Source organism: Peribacillus sp. YIM B13482, from assembly GCF_042787975.1.
Taxonomy (GTDB): Bacteria; Bacillota; Bacilli; order Bacillales; family DSM-1321; genus Peribacillus; species Peribacillus simplex_A.
This window is the reverse complement of the sequence record NZ_JBHZPF010000038.1, coordinates 1-16158: the sequence shown is the minus strand read 5'-3', so window position 1 is coordinate 16158 and position 16158 is coordinate 1. Positions and strand designations below refer to the sequence as shown.

The 16158-nt window shown below is 42.0% G+C and carries 15 protein-coding genes and 1 pseudogene; all 16 read left to right on the top strand.

All coding sequences use genetic code 11. The annotated features are described in order from the left end of the window. The first annotated feature begins 10 nt into the window (after nt 1-10). A complete protein-coding gene (locus ACFX4L_RS17205) occupies nt 11-472 on the top strand; it encodes a RidA family protein (protein WP_089363075.1) in 462 nt (153 codons plus the stop codon). 41 nt (nt 473-513) lie between these two features. Continuing rightward, the gene (locus tag ACFX4L_RS17200) at nt 514-1989 is read left to right on the top strand and encodes an aldehyde dehydrogenase (protein ID WP_377384602.1); all 1476 of its coding nucleotides are present in this window, start codon (nt 514-516) and stop codon (nt 1987-1989) included. 17 nt (nt 1990-2006) lie between these two features. Continuing rightward, nucleotides 2007-2789, top strand: a complete 783-nt coding sequence (locus ACFX4L_RS17195) for a 2-keto-4-pentenoate hydratase (RefSeq protein ID WP_377405723.1) — start codon at nt 2007-2009, stop codon at nt 2787-2789. 16 nt (nt 2790-2805) lie between these two features. Further along, complete coding sequence (locus ACFX4L_RS17190) at nt 2806-3687, top strand: acetaldehyde dehydrogenase (acetylating) (protein ID WP_081108992.1); 882 nt, start codon at nt 2806-2808, stop codon at nt 3685-3687. A gap of 34 nt (nt 3688-3721) precedes the next feature. Then, nucleotides 3722-4741, top strand: a complete 1020-nt coding sequence (gene dmpG / locus ACFX4L_RS17185) for a 4-hydroxy-2-oxovalerate aldolase (RefSeq protein WP_377384598.1) — start codon at nt 3722-3724, stop codon at nt 4739-4741. Continuing rightward, nucleotides 4738-5511: a 2-keto-4-pentenoate hydratase gene (locus ACFX4L_RS17180; RefSeq protein ID WP_377384596.1), complete on the top strand. Its 774-nt coding sequence runs from the start codon at nt 4738-4740 to the stop codon at nt 5509-5511. Before dmpG ends, ACFX4L_RS17180 begins: the two co-directional genes overlap by 4 nt. Nucleotides 5512-5537: 26 nt before the next feature. After that, on the top strand, nt 5538-6893 hold the full coding sequence (locus ACFX4L_RS17175) for an MFS transporter (RefSeq protein WP_377405721.1): 1356 nt from the start codon (nt 5538-5540) through the stop codon (nt 6891-6893). 771 nt (nt 6894-7664) lie between these two features. After that, a complete protein-coding gene (locus ACFX4L_RS17170) occupies nt 7665-8018 on the top strand; it encodes a TetR family transcriptional regulator C-terminal domain-containing protein (RefSeq protein ID WP_377405719.1) in 354 nt (117 codons plus the stop codon). Nucleotides 8019-8328: 310 nt separating this feature from the next. Continuing rightward, nucleotides 8329-8561, top strand: a pseudogene (locus ACFX4L_RS17165) (2-oxo acid dehydrogenase subunit E2); the annotation flags it as partial. A 42-nt stretch (nt 8562-8603) separates the two neighbouring features. Further along, the gene (lpdA, locus tag ACFX4L_RS17160) at nt 8604-10016 is read left to right on the top strand and encodes a dihydrolipoyl dehydrogenase (protein ID WP_284470924.1); all 1413 of its coding nucleotides are present in this window, start codon (nt 8604-8606) and stop codon (nt 10014-10016) included. 465 nt (nt 10017-10481) lie between these two features. Further along, nucleotides 10482-11057 (top strand): TetR/AcrR family transcriptional regulator, encoded by a 576-nt coding sequence (locus ACFX4L_RS17155; RefSeq protein ID WP_284470923.1) that lies wholly within the window; start codon nt 10482-10484, stop codon nt 11055-11057. A gap of 283 nt (nt 11058-11340) precedes the next feature. Then, nucleotides 11341-12177, top strand: coding sequence for an alpha/beta fold hydrolase (locus ACFX4L_RS17150; RefSeq protein ID WP_284470922.1), 837 nt, complete (start codon nt 11341-11343; stop codon nt 12175-12177). A gap of 241 nt (nt 12178-12418) precedes the next feature. Beyond that, complete coding sequence (locus ACFX4L_RS17145; RefSeq protein ID WP_284470921.1) at nt 12419-13660, top strand: NADH:flavin oxidoreductase/NADH oxidase family protein; 1242 nt, start codon at nt 12419-12421, stop codon at nt 13658-13660. Between the two features lie 237 nt (nt 13661-13897). Continuing rightward, a complete protein-coding gene (locus tag ACFX4L_RS17140; RefSeq protein ID WP_284470920.1) occupies nt 13898-14683 on the top strand; it encodes an SDR family NAD(P)-dependent oxidoreductase in 786 nt (261 codons plus the stop codon). Between the two features lie 157 nt (nt 14684-14840). Next, complete coding sequence (locus ACFX4L_RS17135; RefSeq protein ID WP_377384583.1) at nt 14841-15881, top strand: NADH:flavin oxidoreductase; 1041 nt, start codon at nt 14841-14843, stop codon at nt 15879-15881. Between the two features lie 52 nt (nt 15882-15933). Further along, the coding region (locus ACFX4L_RS17130) for a hypothetical protein (RefSeq protein ID WP_377405717.1) at nt 15934-16158 on the top strand (225 nt) is incomplete at its 3' end.

The following is a 16158-nucleotide window of genomic DNA, read 5'->3' as shown; positions in this document are numbered from 1 at the left end:
GGGGAGAAGCATGGAAAAACAGATTAAAGCACCGGAACAAGTTCTTGAGGAACTTGGAATCATGCTTGATATGCCAAGGGAAGCGGTCGGCAACTACGTCAGCCACGTACGGGTGGGAAATTTGATTTTCACATCCGGACAAGGTGTTGATGATTTTCACGGCAAGCTTGGCAAAGAGCTGACGGAAGAGGAAGGGTATCAGGCAGCGAGGCAGTCAATGATTAATCTTCTGCGGGTGCTGAAGGCTGAGCTTGGCGAACTATCCAGAGTGAAGAAGATAGTCAAAATTCTCGGCATGGTTAATTCAGCCGAAAATTTCACAGGACAGCCTAAAGTTTTGAATGGCGCATCAGACCTGCTTGTTAACGTGTTTGGAGAGAGGGGAAGACATGCTCGGTCAGCGGTGGGAATGGCCCAGCTTCCAAATAATACTGCAATTGAAATTGAAATGATTGTGGAAATACAAGATTGAGACCTTTTGCAATTATCTCAATAAAGAGAGAGGGATGTTTCATGCAAGCAGCAAAAGATAGTATAAATACTGTTAAATCAATAGATTGCCGGCACTTTATTAACGGGGAATTCCTGAATCCAAATCAATCTAAAACTTTTGACAATATCAATCCCGCAACGGAAGAAAAACTTGGATGGGTTGCTGAAGGAGGAAAAGAGGAGGTGAATCAAGCTGTTTCTGCAGCAAGGCATGCGCTTAAAGGTCCTTGGAAATCTTTTACCGATAATGAACGCTCTGCGGTTCTAAGGCGAATCGGCGATCTCATTTTAGAAAAGAAAGAAGAACTGACCATGTTGGAAACCCTCGATACAGGGAAACCGTATAGCCTTGCACTAGAAATGGACATCAAGCGTGCAGCTCACAATTTCCACTTTTTTGCTGATTATATCACTACACTTGGTAATGAATCCTACAATCAGAACAACATTGCCCTTCATTATTCGATTAGACGACCCGTAGGGGTGGTAGGGATGATTAATCCTTGGAACTTACCATTGTTATTGTTGACATGGAAGTTGGCACCATGTCTGGCAGCCGGCAATACTGCGGTTATGAAACCAGCTGAACTGACCCCGATGACAGCGACAAAATTGATGGAAATTTGTAAGGAAGCCGGAGTTCCGGACGGGGTAGTCAACCTTGTGCATGGATATGGTGTAAATTCAGCTGGAGCTGCTCTAAGCGAACATCCTGACGTTGATGCGATAACATTCACTGGGGAAACAAAAACGGGAACAGCGATTATGAAAGCTGCCGCGCCCACGTTGAAAAAAATCTCTTTTGAACTGGGCGGGAAAAATCCGAATATTGTGTTTGCAGACTCGAATCTCGATGAAGTGATCGAAACGACATTGAAATCAAGCTTCATGAACCAAGGTGAAGTTTGTTTATGTGGATCACGTATCTACGTTCAGCAAGGTTTATATGAAGAATTCCTTAAAAAGATGGTTGTGCGTACAGAAAAATTGAAAGTCGGGGATCCGTTTGATTCCGAAACGGAAGTAGGAGCTGTAATAGGAAAAGAACATTATAAAAAAGTGATGAGTTACATTGATCTGGCGAAAGAAGAAGGAGCGAAAATATTAACTGGAGGAAGAAGAGCCGGTCCGTTTGAAAAAGGTTTTTTCATTGAACCGACAATTATTGCCGGAGTTACGCGTGAATCCCGTTGCGTACGGGAAGAAATTTTTGGTCCTGTGGTAACGGTCATGCCTTTCGAAACGGAAGAAGAGGTACTAGTGCACGCTAATGATACTCATTACGGACTGGGGGCAACGATCTGGACCAATGATTTAAGGAGGGCGCATCGTGTCGCTTCTAAAATAGAAGCGGGCATTATTTGGGTGAATACCTGGTATTTACGTGATTTGCGCACACCTTTTGGGGGCATGAAACACAGTGGCATCGGCCGTGAAGGTGGGTCCCATAGTTTCGAATTTTACAGTGAATTGTCTAACGTCACGATTAAATTATAAAGAAGGAGGGAAGCATCATGATCGTTAGTTTAACAGAATGGTCTGCCAGGTTTTTGAAAGCGGAAAAAACAGGAATAGGAATTTCGGCCCCCACCAGTGAAATTCCGGATTTGGATGTGGAGGATGCCTACCAAATTCAGCTTGAAACCATTCGAAGCAAAATCCAGTCCGGTCTGGAAGTATCAGGTAAGAAAATAGGCTTGACTTCAAAGGCTATGCAACAGGTTCTTGGAGTAAATGAACCAGATTACGGACATTTACTTAATGGGATGAAAGTGCAAAATAACGGATATATTCCCAGATGCCGGTTAATTCAACCGAAAGTGGAGGCAGAAGTGGCTTTTATTTTAAAGAAGGATCTGCACGGTCCAAATATTACGGTTGATGATGTAATCGAAGCCACTGATTATGTGGTTGCTTCGATCGAAGTCGTTGATAGCCGTGTGATGGACTGGAAGATTAAACTCCAGGACACTGTGGCGGATAATGCATCATCGGGCTTATATATTCTGGGAGATCGCAAAATTCACTTGAGTGAAATCGACCTCCCTTCCATTCAAATGAGCCTATATAAAAATGGCGAATTCATGAGCCAAGGGACAGGTGATGCAGTACTTGGAAATCCAGCAACGTGCGTAGCCTGGCTCGCAAATAAACTAAATGGGTTTAAAGGTTCATTGAATGCGGGCGAAGTAATTTTATCCGGTGCATTATCCGCAGCAATCGAAGCGAAACCAGGTGACCGTTTTTCTGCTGACTTTGGAGATAAACTTGGAAAGGTCTCGGTTAATTTTGAGTGAAAGGAGCCCAGCGGCCTTGAAAAAACTAAAAGTAGGCATTATTGGATCAGGGAATATCGGCACGGACTTAATGATGAAAATTCATCGGTCGGATGTTCTCGAAATGTCGGTAATGATTGGTATCGACAAGGAATCAGAGGGTTTGAAGAAGGCTAGGATGCACGGACATCATGTCATTGAAAATGGCATGGATGGATTTTTGGAAAAGTCTGAACTTGCAGACATTTTATTCGATGCCACATCTGCGAAGGCGCATGTTTTTCACTGCGAAGCCTTGAAAAAGATGAACAAGAAGCTGATAGACTTGACACCTGCCGCGATCGGACCGTTTATCGTTCCTTCCGTGAATTTAAAAGAAAATTTGAATGAAGCGGTTGTTAACATGATTACATGCGGCGGTCAAGCGACAATCCCTATCGTTCATGCAATCAGTCAAGTGGCCCAAGTCGAATATGCCGAAATAATTGCGACAATTTCCAGCAAGAGTGCCGGTCCCGGAACTCGGGCTAATATTGATGAGTTTACCCAAACGACGGCAAGGGCCCTGGAACAGGTGGGTGGAGCAAAAAAAGGAAAAGCTATCATTCTGCTAAATCCGGCCGAACCGCCCCTCATTATGAGGGATACCATTCATTGTCTGCTTCAATCAGATTCCTTTGATGTGGAAGAGATAACAACGTCTGTCAATAAGATGGCGGAAAAGGTATCTGAATATGTTCCAGGTTACCGTCTTAAGACAGAGCCGATATTTGATGGGAAACAAATAACAGTCCTTCTGGAAGTGAAAGGGTTAGGAGATTTTCTTCCCGTATATGCAGGTAATTTGGATATAATGACGGCCTCAGCTGTAAAAGTAGGGGAAGAGATCGCTAAAAGCCAATTCGAACATTATGTTTGAAAAAAGTAATCGGAACTGTAAAGGTGGGGTTCATTTGCGTAAAGATGTATTGGTGACTGAAGTTGCATTGCGGGATGGGAGCCATGTAGTGGCACATCAATATACAATCGATCAAGTAAAGAACATGACTGGGAAACTTAGTGCTGCAGGTGTCCCTTATATTGAAGTGTCGCATGGAGATGGCCTAGGCGGATCATCCTTGCAATATGGATTTTCAAAAGTGAATGATATTGAATTGGTGGAAGCCGCTGTTGAAGCTGCCGGAAAATCGATTATTTCAGTGCTTTTAATTCCTGGTATCGGGACAATTGATCAATTAAGGGAAGCTGCTCACGTTGGGGCGAAAATGGCGCGGATTGCAACCCACGTAACGGAAGCGGATGTCTCAAAGCAACATTTGGAAGCTGCGAAACATCTCGGTATGGAAGCAATCGGGTTTTTAATGATGTCTCACATGGCATCACCGGAAAAACTTCTTGAGCAAGCCAGTTTAATGGAATCTTATGGAGCAGATGCTGTGTATGTTGTTGATTCCGCTGGATCTTTTTTGCCAAATGAAGTCAAGACGCGGATCAGGTTATTAAAATCAAAACTGAATATCGATATCGGTTTTCATGCTCACAATAATTTATCTCTTGCTGTGGCAAATTCCCTTGTGGCAATTGAAGAGGGGGCAAATAGGATCGATGGCAGCATTCGCTGTCTCGGTGCAGGTGCTGGTAATACCCAGACCGAAGTGCTTGTTGCCGTGCTGGATAGGCTGGGTATCCGTACTGATATTGACTTATATAAAATGCTTGATCTTTCGGAGGAAGTTGGAAATACGATCATGCCAAAGCCCCAGGAAATAACAGACTCGAGTTTAATCATGGGTTATAGTGGCGTTTACTCCAGTTTTTTATTGCATGCAAACATAGCGGCGAAAAAGTATGGAGTGGACGCCCGGGATATTTTGATGGAGCTGGGTCGACAAAAAGTGGTTGGTGGTCAGGAAGATACCATAATTGAAGTAGCTGAGCAAATGGCGCTGCAGAAGGAAGGGACTTTAAGATGAAACTAGTTCAACTAGCAAAAAGGGTAGCCGAATCTCAAAAAAATGGCCGTGAAATGGATAAGCTTACATTATCCAATCCTGAACTAACAGTAAATCAAGCATATGAAATTCAGAAGTTGAGCATAAATGAGACGATCACTGGTGATAACAGATTCATCGGGTGGAAGATGGGCTTGACCAGCAAAGCCAAACAACAGCAAGTAGGGGTAGAAGAAGCGATCTATGGCAGGTTGACATCTGCCATGGAACTAACCAAACCAGTATTAAAAGTTGGGGAATTCATTCATCCAAGAGTGGAACCCGAATTTGCTTTTTTATTCAAAGAAGAACTGAAAGGTGCAAATATAACGGCGAAAGATGTCTGGCCGGCTGTAGAATGCGTATTTCTAGCTTTAGAGATTATTGACAGCCGTTATAAAAATTTTTCCTTTACACTTACAGATGTAGTAGCGGATAATGCATCCTCAGCTAAGATTTTGCTTAGCAATCAAGCTTTTTCACCGTATCACACGGACTGGGCTCAAGCAGAAGTTAGGCTTTATCAAAATGGTGAAATACAAAAGAAAGGTCTTGGAGAAGCTGTACTGGATCATCCGATTCATTCGATTGTGGAACTTGTAAAAATGATTAGCCGTGAAGGACTCTCCATCCAGGCTGGAATGATTGTTTTAGTGGGCGGGATTACAGATGCCATTCCCATACAGGCAAACGATGAAGTTATAGCTGATTATGGTGAATTAGGGAAACTGACTTTACATGTTATAACGTGAACTAAGGGCTAAGAGGAGGGAATTAATTGCGTGAAGTAAATGCTTCAGAAGTGGTGGGTAATAGTAAATTTGGCCGTTTTCATTTAATGGTCTTTATGTGGTGTTTGTTCGCAATTACCTTCTTTGATATAGCCATGTATGGAGTAGGTTTGCCTTTGATGATGGAGGAATGGAACTTGACGCCAGTGGAAGCTGGCGGAATAGCAAGTTATTCATTGTTCGGAATGATGGTAGGAGCCCTTATTTTTGCACCCCTGGCGGATAAAATGGGGAGAAAAAGAGTGCTTGCCATTTGCATCTGTATATTCAGTGTTTTTACATTACTTTCAAGTTTTGCCCCAAATCCTGCCTTTTTCTCGATTATGCGATTTATAGCAGCCTTGGGAATGGGAGGATTAATGCCAAACGTTATCTCCTTAATGGCGGAATACTCACCCAAAAAGAACAAGGTGCTCATTGTAACCTCTATGTACTGTGGATATTCCATAGGAAGCATACTGGCTTCTTTAATTGGAATGTATGTGATGGAGCAAATGGGCTGGAGGGTTTTGTATTGGATTGGGGCGCTTCCCTTATTGGCACTTCCTTTTTTCATGAAGCAATTTCCTGAATCCCTTTCCTATTATGCTATTCGAAAACAAGGGGTAAAGCTTGCCGGAATTCTGAACCGCATTGATCCAGAGGGCGACTATAAAGATTTGGACGATTATGAGTTTGCCAAAGTCCAAGAAAAGGCAAAGGGCTTTCCAGTCAAGAAACTCTTTGAAGATAAGCGTACTCTTAGTACATTTGCGTTTTGGGTAGCTGCCTTTAATTGTTTACTTATGGTATACGGACTCAATACATGGTTACCAAAAATCATGCAGCAGTCCGGATACGGCCTTACATCCAGTTTATCTTTCAATCTTATATCGGGGATTGGGCAAATTGGCGGATCGATAATTGGAGGGTACTTAGTTGGGAAAATGGGCCATAGAAGAGTGCTTGTTTCCCTCTGTGCCATTGGTACGGTCTGCTTTGTAATATTAGGATTAACCTCAAATGTAGTAGCATTATATATTTTAATCGCTTTTGGAGGTGCCTGTACAGTGGGTACGATGAATTTGGCCAATACGTATATTTCCGAGTATTATCCACGGGAGATAAGGACCACCGGGATAGGTTGGGCCTTGGCGTTTGGCAGAATTGGAGCGATTGTTGCCCCTACATTAATAGGTTTATTGCTGGCTGCAAACTATTCGTCACAAAATGCATTTATGGCCTTCACAGTTCCGAGCATAATGGCGGCCTTGGCGTTACTGGTTGTAAAAGAGAGGTATGGTAGCTATGATAAACCACAGATGGAGGAAAATATAAAACTAAAAGCAACATCGAATGTATAAATAATATTATGCTTTCTTCGGGTAGTAGATTGCCTATATGTCAGGTGACAGACATGCAGACTGTTCCCTGACATATAGGCCATTTTTTAGAAAAAGAATTCACGAGTGAAATCGTCAAATTCACGAGTAAACCGACTGAATTCATGAGTAAACTTTCCGAAATGAATACCCCTTTTGTTATAGTATTTGCTGGGCAATAAATGTGGTAATCTCCTTACAAATATGTGGAGGTTATTTTATGTGATAAAAGGGAAGCAACAAAAAGTAGTCCCGAAAACACAGTTTTTATCGTGTATTTGGAGCTACTTGACGTTTAAATAATTACTTTGCTTATTTTCTTTAGTGCTGCGACATATATTTTAAATTATATTTTTCGAACATCTGAAATTGACGTTTATGATTTTGGTACAACTTTTGGCTTAACCTTAGGATTATCTTTTCTAGACGTAAAGACCACTAAAGAGATAAGAATGTAAAGGGTTGGTGGGAGTCAGAAGTTCTCATTAAAGCACTCTAATTGGATTAACTTCTTATATTCGTTCTGGCCGAGAACAACTTGATTCGGTACATAGAATCCCTTAAGGAATGACGGATTATCCAGATTATGAAAAAAGGTGAACGCGGCTCGCGAATTGATTTAAGCGTAGAACAAAAAGTGCATTAAATTATTATCATGTTCAATACTTGACATAAACGGTATTAATGATGTTAAATAATAAAAAAGACCGATTGTTCTTTTTTAGAAAAGGAGTTTAGAAAAGATGAATAAAGGTGAACGAACGAAAAAAAAATTATTTACAAGCTATTAAATCCAAGGAAACTGCAAACGAACAATTTCAGGCTTTTACTTCTATTTTTATGACTTTGTTCCAAAATGATATATTAGTGGGTGGCTGTCCTTTAATGAATACGGCCATTGAAGCAGATGACTCAAATATTTTGATTGAAGATTCAATTAAGGAGGGTTTTACTGGCTTAATAAATACCATCAAAGCCATTATTGAGCTTGGAAAGAGTCAAAATGAAATTGATAAACAGATTGATTCTGAACAGATGGCAGTGTTCATCCTTTCTTCTATAGGTGCATTGATCCTCAGTAGATTGGTAAGGATTAGCGATTTTTAGACATGGTTATCATGCAGATAAAAGCGATTCTTTTCTAATTCAGTTATTGATTCTTTTTTTGGATAAAAAAAGACCGTTTGGTTTTTTTAGTGAGTTATATTCTATAAGAAAATGAGGACGGGTGAAATACCTGAATCTCCAGTTGCAAAAGTGCTTGGTTTTAAGATTGTAGATGTGTGAAGAAGGCAGAGTTGTTATTGGGGTGGGGTTTTCTGGAAGAATCGAAATCTGAGGGGCATGCTACTTGTGGGTTACTGTGATAAAGCTGCTGCGATGGAATATGCTTTTACAAACTTGCACCGAATGAAATGAGGGGTGCACCAGTAAGATTTCAGACATTGGTTCAGCTGACTGACAATGGTTTACAACTGTTATTAACACCATCCTGAAATAGGCTATTCGTGGGTTGGTCGTATTGCTTAGCAACCAATTGTTCCAGATGGTTAAATTCTAATAGCGCCTGTACTTACTCTTTCATTAAGGTTTGACCACAGAAGGATCGACGGAGCTACAGCGCTGAATGCAATGAATCATATTAAGTGATTATTAAACGACCCAAAACTATTGTTAATGGAGGCGTAAGTAATGGTTGTCGGAAATTTCCCAATTGAAACAGATACTATAGTCATCGGTGCAGGTCCTGGGGGTTATGTAGCAGCAATTCGTGCTGCCCAGCTGGGACAAAAAGTAACAATTGTTGAAAAGGAATATTTGGGCGGTGTATGTTGTAATGTCGGCTGTATTCCTTCAAAGGCATTAATTGCCGCTGGTCACCGCTATGAAACAGCTAAGCATTCGGATGCATTTGGGATTACAGCAGAGAATGTAAAGGTTGATTTTTCAAAAGTACAAGAGTGGAAAGCTAGTGTAGTGAAAAAGTTAACTGGTGGTGTCGAAGGACTATTAAAAGGAAATAAAGTTGAGATTGTACGTGGTGAAGCATTCTTTGTAGGCAGTAATTCATTACGCGTAATGGGCGAAAAAAATGCTCAAACATACACCTTTAAAAATGCAATTATTGCAACAGGATCGCGTTCAATCGAGTTGCCTACATTTAAATATTCAAAACGCGTTCTAAATTCGACTGGTGCCCTCAGCTTAAATGAAATTCCTGAAAAAATCGTTGTTATTGGCGGCGGTGTTATCGGAATTGAACTTGGCGGTGCCTATGCAAACTTTGGTACCCAAGTAACGATTTTAGAGGGTGCAGATGAAATTTTAGGCGTAGGTTTTGAAAAACAAATGTCAGCCGTTGTTACGAAGAGTATGAAGAAAAAAGGTGTAGAATTTTATACCAAAGCAATGGCAAAAGGTGTAGAAGAAACAGAAAATGGCGTCACTGTAACCTTTGAGGTAAAAGGCGAAGAACAGAAAATAGACGCTGATTATGTGTTTGTAATGGTTGGACGCCGCCCGAATACGGATGGAATAGGTCTTGAACAAACAGGCGTAAAAGTGATTGGCCGTGGACTTATTGAAATCGATAAGCAATGCCGCACGAATGTTCCTAATATTTATGCAATCGGGGATGTTGTTCCAGGTCCGCAATTAGCACATAAGGCATTCTATGAAGCAAAAATTGCTGCTGAAGCGATTGCCGGACATCCATCTGAAATTGATTATATAGGCATTCCAGCAGTCGTATTTTCAGACCCTGAGCTTGCAACTGTAGGTTATACTGAACAACAAGCAACAAATGAAGGTATTGAAGTAGTAGCTGCAAAATTCCCATATGCGGGAAATGGACGTGCGTTGTCACTTGACAGCACAGAAGGGTTCGTTAAGCTTGTAACTCGTAAAGAAGATGGACTTATTATCGGAGCGCAAGTTGCCGGAGCAAATGCATCAGATCTCATTTCGGAGTTAGCTTTGGCTGTTGAAACAGGATTGACAGCTGAAGACATCGCTTTGACAATCCATGCCCATCCCACACTTGGAGAAATGACAATGGAAGCTGCCGAAGTTGCACTTGGAACCCCAATTCATATCATTAAATAATTTATGGATTATGTGCCGAACTAATCAATATAAGCAAAAGTAAACTTGCAATCTGTACTCCAGAAAAGCGCCATTTTCTTGAATAACTAAAATATGGTCTCAGTCGTAAAATCACTTTTGAATTGAAGGGGAGTTCAATAAAGAACTCCCAACCATTACTTTTAATGCGTTATACGTATTTTGAGGAATAAGATGCTTTTTGCTTTCATCGGCATGAATAAGTTCTAACAAGTTTGAAATTAATGTTTTTCACCATCATTAATAATTCTTTACTGATCGTTCTTAAATTGATATGCTTAAAGCAAGCTACAATTTTGTTTCCCTTTCCAAATGAGAATGATCATTCTTTAATTCTGAAGAATTGATTGAGGGAGGGGTGATATAAAATTGTTGCAATCTAAGTACGACAAATGATTCTCAGACCTTTTCAGAAGTAAGAGATAATACGTTCTAAGGTGGGACTACATGGCTAGAAGTAAAGAATTTGATGAAAAAGAAGCATTAAGGAGAGCAATGGAGCTTTTCTGGCAGCAGGGTTATGAAAAAACATCCATGCAAGATTTGGTGAACCATATGGGCGTTCACCGTAGAAGTATCTATGATACATTTGGTGACAAGCATACGTTGTTCATGAAAGCATTGGAACGCTATGACGAGGTAGTAGAAACCCAAATTGACACCCAAGTAAAGCAGCTCGGTTCGGTCAAGAAGGCTATCAGGCGTTTATTTGAGATGGTGATCCACACAAACGAAAAACAACAGATCGGATGCTTGACAGTGAATACAGCAGTTGAATTGTCTTTGCATGACGAAGAAGCAGCAGAAAAGGTTGTGGAGAGTTTTACCAAGACAGAAAGTCTGCTGTATGAGCTATTGTTGCGTGGTCAAAAATCGGGGGAAGTATCCGAACATCATACTGTGGAAAGGCTCTCCCAGTTTATCCATAATTCATTAGTGGGATTACGCGTCTTGGCGAAAACCACCGATGACAAACAAAAACTGGAAAACATTATCGACATAACACTGTCTGTCTTGGATTAAGTTTTCTTTTTTTTGATAATTTAAGAACGGTCATTCTCAAATTATAAGTGTTTCAACGGCACCCACACTTGTCAAAAAGCCAACAAGCCAAGCGTGTGCGTTAACGCTTGCTTATCCAAAGTGAAACATTGTGATGAAATAATAACTAGAAGCAGATAATTTCGCCGCATTAGTAATGAACATGACTGGGAACTATTCGCGTAATCAACAAGTTAATCATTGCGTAAGGCGATGTCTCGCTTCAACAACTACCCGAACGATTAGTTCGAAAGGAGAAAAAATTATGTCAACATTTACTATTCCAAGTACAACAAGATATGTCGAAGCGGAGGGAATTCGGTTTGCCTATAGGAAGTTTGGCAAAGAAACTGGTATTCCACTGGTGTTCTTTATCCACTTCCGAGGAACAATGGAAAACTGGGATCCAGAGCTTATTGGGGCTCTAGCTGAAGATAGACCCATTATTCTTTTCGATAATAGCGGTGTAGGTGAAACCAGTGGCGAAACTCCTTCTACTATAGCTGAAATGGCCAAAGATGCAGCGTCCTTCATTAGAGCCCTTGGTTTACAACAGGTCGATGTGCTTGGCTTCTCAATTGGTGGGTTCGTAGCTCAGGAGTTAGTATTGCAACATCCGAATTTAATTCGCCGTATAGTATTGGCGGGTACCGCTCCACAATCAGGCGTTAATAAATTTCGGCAGGATGTTAATGAGGCTATGGCTAGCGAAGATGCTAATGGCGCCTTCGAAAGATTCATGTTCCTTTTTTATAATCCTACCGAAACTAGTCGCGCGGCTGGAAGTGCTTCACTGAAGCGTATTATTGCCCAGAAAAAATTTGAAAGTTCGCTGCAGGTACGCGACGCACAATTGAAGGCGATAGAACAGTGGGCTGATCGGTTACCTAACCAATCGTATGAATGGTTGCATAAGATTAAGCAACCAGTGCTTGTAACTAACGGTGTTGAGGATATCATGGTTCCTACCGAAAACAGTTACATTCTTGCTCAGCAACTACCTAACGCACAGCTCATCATTTACCAGGACTCCGGGCATGGACACCTGTTCCAATACCCTGAACTGTTTGCCGCACATGTGAAGCTGTTTCTTGATGCATAGTCTCAGGTGAGATCGTCAGTTTTGCCTCTCTGTACAGCGAGGCACCAACTTATTATATCCTGATTCTTACAGTTGGTGATATTTACATTAAAGAATGTGATTTTAAAATGAAGGATTAGAATGGATTAAAATACATTTACCCTAAATTAAAAGATGGTCAAGTCGGTATAATATTTGTTAACAAAGGAAGAGTATAGGTGCTCTTTTATATAAAAGAAATTAATTGAGGTGAGAGAAAAAAATGAAAAATAACAATACTATCTTAGCAAATTCTCTTCAACTCCCAAATGGAGTAAACATCAAAAATCGATTTTTTAAATCAGCCATGAGTGAAACACTAGCGACAGCTGATAATAATCCTACACAGCCCTTAATTACTTTATACGAAACATGGGCAAATGGCGGTGCGGGGCTTCTGGTGACAGGAAACGTTATGATTGATAGACAAGCCTTAGGGGAACCTGGAAACGTTGTTATTGAAGATGAGCGTGACTTAGACAAACTCAAGAAATGGGCAAAAGCTGGCACGCAAAATGGAACCCACCTTTGGACGCAATTAAATCATCCTGGAAAACAGTCACCTAAGACCATATCAAAGGAACCTGTCGCGCCAAGTGCTGTCCCACTTTCTGGGGATGTTAAGGACTTTTTTAATAAACCGCGCGCCCTTACTACACCGGAAATCAAAGACCTGATTATACGCTTCGGAAATGCAGCTAAAATTTCAAAAAATGCTGGATTTACAGGTGTTCAAATTCATGCAGCCCATGGATACCTAGTTAATCAATTTTTATCGCCATATCATAACCAACGTACAGATGAATGGGGTGGAAGTTTAACGAATCGAATGAGATTTTTAATGGAAATTTATCAGGAAATACGTAATCAAGTAGGCGACAACTTCCCCATTGGTATCAAGCTAAATTCCACTGATTTTCAACGAGGTGGTTTCACGGAAGAGGAATCAATGGAGGTTCTTCAGAGAATATCTGAAGTCGGTATTGATTTAATTGAAATTTCCGGGGGGAATTACGAAAATCCCAAGATGATGGGGGGCGAAGTGAAAGAAAGCACAAAGAAACGGGAAGCTTATTTCTTGGAATATGCTAATAAGGCGAGAAAATTAGTCTCTACACCATTAGTTGTTACAGGAGGGTTTCGTTCTCAAGAAGGTATGACTGAAGCTATAGCCAGTGGGACGATAGATATGGTTGGCTTAGCAAAACCATTTGCACTTGTACCCGATCTACCAAACCAAATCTTTGAGGGGAAATATGAAACGGTAAAGATTAAACCAATTAAGACAGGAATTACAAGTTTAGATAAAAAAGCGTCATCTATGTTAGAGCTAGGTTGGTATGAGCAGCAATTAGCACGAATAGGCAAATCAAAACTTCCTAAACCTAATTATAGTGTTTGGTTGTCCCTACTTCACAATATTTCTAAGAATGGACTTTCAGTGTTTAAAAAAAGAAGAGCATAAGAGTATCTACTTCATGTCAATGAAATCTTTTGAGAAAACTGTTTGCGTTACTATTTTTTTCACTTTACTAGAATGTTCGTTCTTTAATGTTGGGCGAGGCTGGCAACTTTTCTTGAGTACGGTCCGACCAGCGGATTCTGCTGTATGGCTAAACACCATCCATAGTCACAATCAGGGGTTAGAAAACGCTGCAAAACGGTTTAAAGTTTTACACTAAAAACAGAGGTGGATTGCAAAATGAGAAAAACTGTACTTATCACTGGAGTGTCGGGTGGGATTGGCCAAGAGTTGGCGGATCGTTTCGCCAAAGATGGACATGATATAGTGCTGGTGGCGCGGAGCGAGGGTAAACTTTTGGAACTAGCGAAGGAATATCGGAATAAATATGGCATCCAAACGACAGTCATCGCCAAGGATGTCGCATCACCCGGCGTACCGGAGGAGATTGTCGCGGAGCTTAAGGAGAAGGGGGTTGTCGTCGACTATCTTGTCAATAATGCCGGCTTCGGTTTGTACGGGACATTCTTGGAAACGAAGTTGGACCAAGAGACGAATATGATTGATGTCAATATCAAGGCTCTGACTGTTATGACGAAGTTGTTCTTGCCAGATATGGTCAAACGGGGCCAAGGGGGCATTATGAATGTTGCTTCGTTGGTGGGTTTTTTCCCGGGACCTATGATGTCGGTTTACTACGCGACGAAGGCGTACGTGCTGTCGTTCACCGAGGCTCTCGAGAACGAGGTGAGCGGCACGGGTGTTACTGTGACGGCACTATGTCCGGGGCTGACGTCAACCGGATTCGTCGATCGTTCGGGTATGGGCGCCTCGAAGCTGTTCCAGAGTGGGGCCATCATGGAGGCCGGGCAGGTGGCTGAGGAAGGGTACCGAGGCTTCTTTCGCGGGAAGACACTCATAATGCCAGGGGCTCGCAACCGGTTCGTGGCGTTCATTCCGCGATTAATGCCGCGCAAGATGGTGACCCGTATGGTCAGATCCATGCAGGACAGAACGGGGGATTGACCTTATGGAGGGCGGCCAGGATTGGCTGTTGATTACGGCCTGACAACCCAGCCAAGGGCTCCCAACTTATCCGAACGATGCTCTCAGCAAAGAACGCAATTACTAATCTGTTGCGGATATATTCTACAACACTATTTCAATTATTTGGAGGTCAATTATGAATTATTCTCAATCTATTCAAAACTTGTTTAAACCATTCGCATTCGGAAATACGACGCTGGCAAATCGTATAGTGATGGCACCGATGACGAGACAATTTTCTCCTGAAGGAGTGCCTGGTCCTGATGTGGCCGCCTATTATCGCCGCAGGGCTGAAAATGGCGTTGGCCTTATCGTGACAGAAGGTACGGTGATTAATCATTCGGATTCGTCCAATCAAGCCAATGTACCGCATTTCTATGGCGAAGCTGCATTAAACGGTTGGGCAAACGTCGTGGCTGCTGTACACGAAGTAGGCGGACGGATTATTCCGCAGATTTGGCATATGGGTGCGCGAGGCCATGTTGGCGATTATTCGGAATTGGATATCGCCGCAATCGTTCAAGCCTTTGCGCAGGCAGCATTCGAAGCCAAGCGGCTTGGGTTCGACGGCATTGAGCTTCACGGTGCGCATGGATATTTGATCGACCAATTCTTCTGGGAGAAAACGAACCCGCGTACCGACAGCTATGGCGGCGATATGGTTGCCCGCACCCGCTTCGCGGTCGAAGTCATCGAAGCTTGCCGCCGTGCCGTCGGACCGGAATTCCCGATTGTGCTGCGGTTCTCGCAATGGAAGCAGACGGATTTTACAGCGAAACTGGCAGCAACGCCGGTGCTGCTGGAACGGTTCCTGACGCCACTTTCCGATGCGGGCGTCGATATTTTCCACTGCTCGACCCGCCGTTTCTGGGAGCCTGAGTTCGAAGGCTCCAATCTGAATCTCGCCGGATGGACAAAAAAGCTGACGGGTAAACCGACGATTACGGTTGGATCAGTCGGTCTGGATAACGATTTTACGAGTCACTTTACGGAAGGAAAGAGTGCCAAAAATACCAAGATCGACGGGTTAATCGAAAGGCTTGAACGTGAAGAATTTGATCTGGTAGCCGTGGGTCGGGCATTAATGGTTGATCCTGCTTGGGTAAACAAGATTCGTGACGGCCGAACAGCAGAATTGGTTCCCTTTACATCTGAGTCAGTGAGAACACTTCATTAAGCCTCCGTTTGATTAGTTAACACAAGATACATTCTGGAGTTTATGGATAAAAGTGCTGTACGATTGCCGCACAGCGAAGCATATGGAGATTCATGACAGCGATAAAGTTGTAGGGATTGTAGACGAAAACTATGAATTCAAATTAAGTAGATCCAATCTATCCAATACTTTGATGCATAATATTTTGTTATGTCTGTCTTTAAAAAAGGCTCTTTTCGTAAAGATTGTTGTTTTTAAAACGAAACTATTTAAGGTTGATTGGAGCGGAAGTGCGAGA

Coding starts and splice junctions, on each gene's coding strand:
- ACFX4L_RS17205 (WP_089363075.1), top strand. CDS start 11: ATGGAAAAACAGATTAAAGCACCGGAACAAGTTCTTGAGGAACTTGGA.
- ACFX4L_RS17200 (WP_377384602.1), top strand. CDS start 514: ATGCAAGCAGCAAAAGATAGTATAAATACTGTTAAATCAATAGATTGC.
- ACFX4L_RS17195 (WP_377405723.1), top strand. CDS start 2,007: ATGATCGTTAGTTTAACAGAATGGTCTGCCAGGTTTTTGAAAGCGGAA.
- ACFX4L_RS17180 (WP_377384596.1), top strand. CDS start 4,738: ATGAAACTAGTTCAACTAGCAAAAAGGGTAGCCGAATCTCAAAAAAAT.
- lpdA (WP_284470924.1), top strand. CDS start 8,604: ATGGTTGTCGGAAATTTCCCAATTGAAACAGATACTATAGTCATCGGT.
- ACFX4L_RS17155 (WP_284470923.1), top strand. CDS start 10,482: ATGGCTAGAAGTAAAGAATTTGATGAAAAAGAAGCATTAAGGAGAGCA.
- ACFX4L_RS17150 (WP_284470922.1), top strand. CDS start 11,341: ATGTCAACATTTACTATTCCAAGTACAACAAGATATGTCGAAGCGGAG.
- ACFX4L_RS17145 (WP_284470921.1), top strand. CDS start 12,419: ATGAAAAATAACAATACTATCTTAGCAAATTCTCTTCAACTCCCAAAT.
- ACFX4L_RS17140 (WP_284470920.1), top strand. CDS start 13,898: ATGAGAAAAACTGTACTTATCACTGGAGTGTCGGGTGGGATTGGCCAA.
- ACFX4L_RS17135 (WP_377384583.1), top strand. CDS start 14,841: ATGAATTATTCTCAATCTATTCAAAACTTGTTTAAACCATTCGCATTC.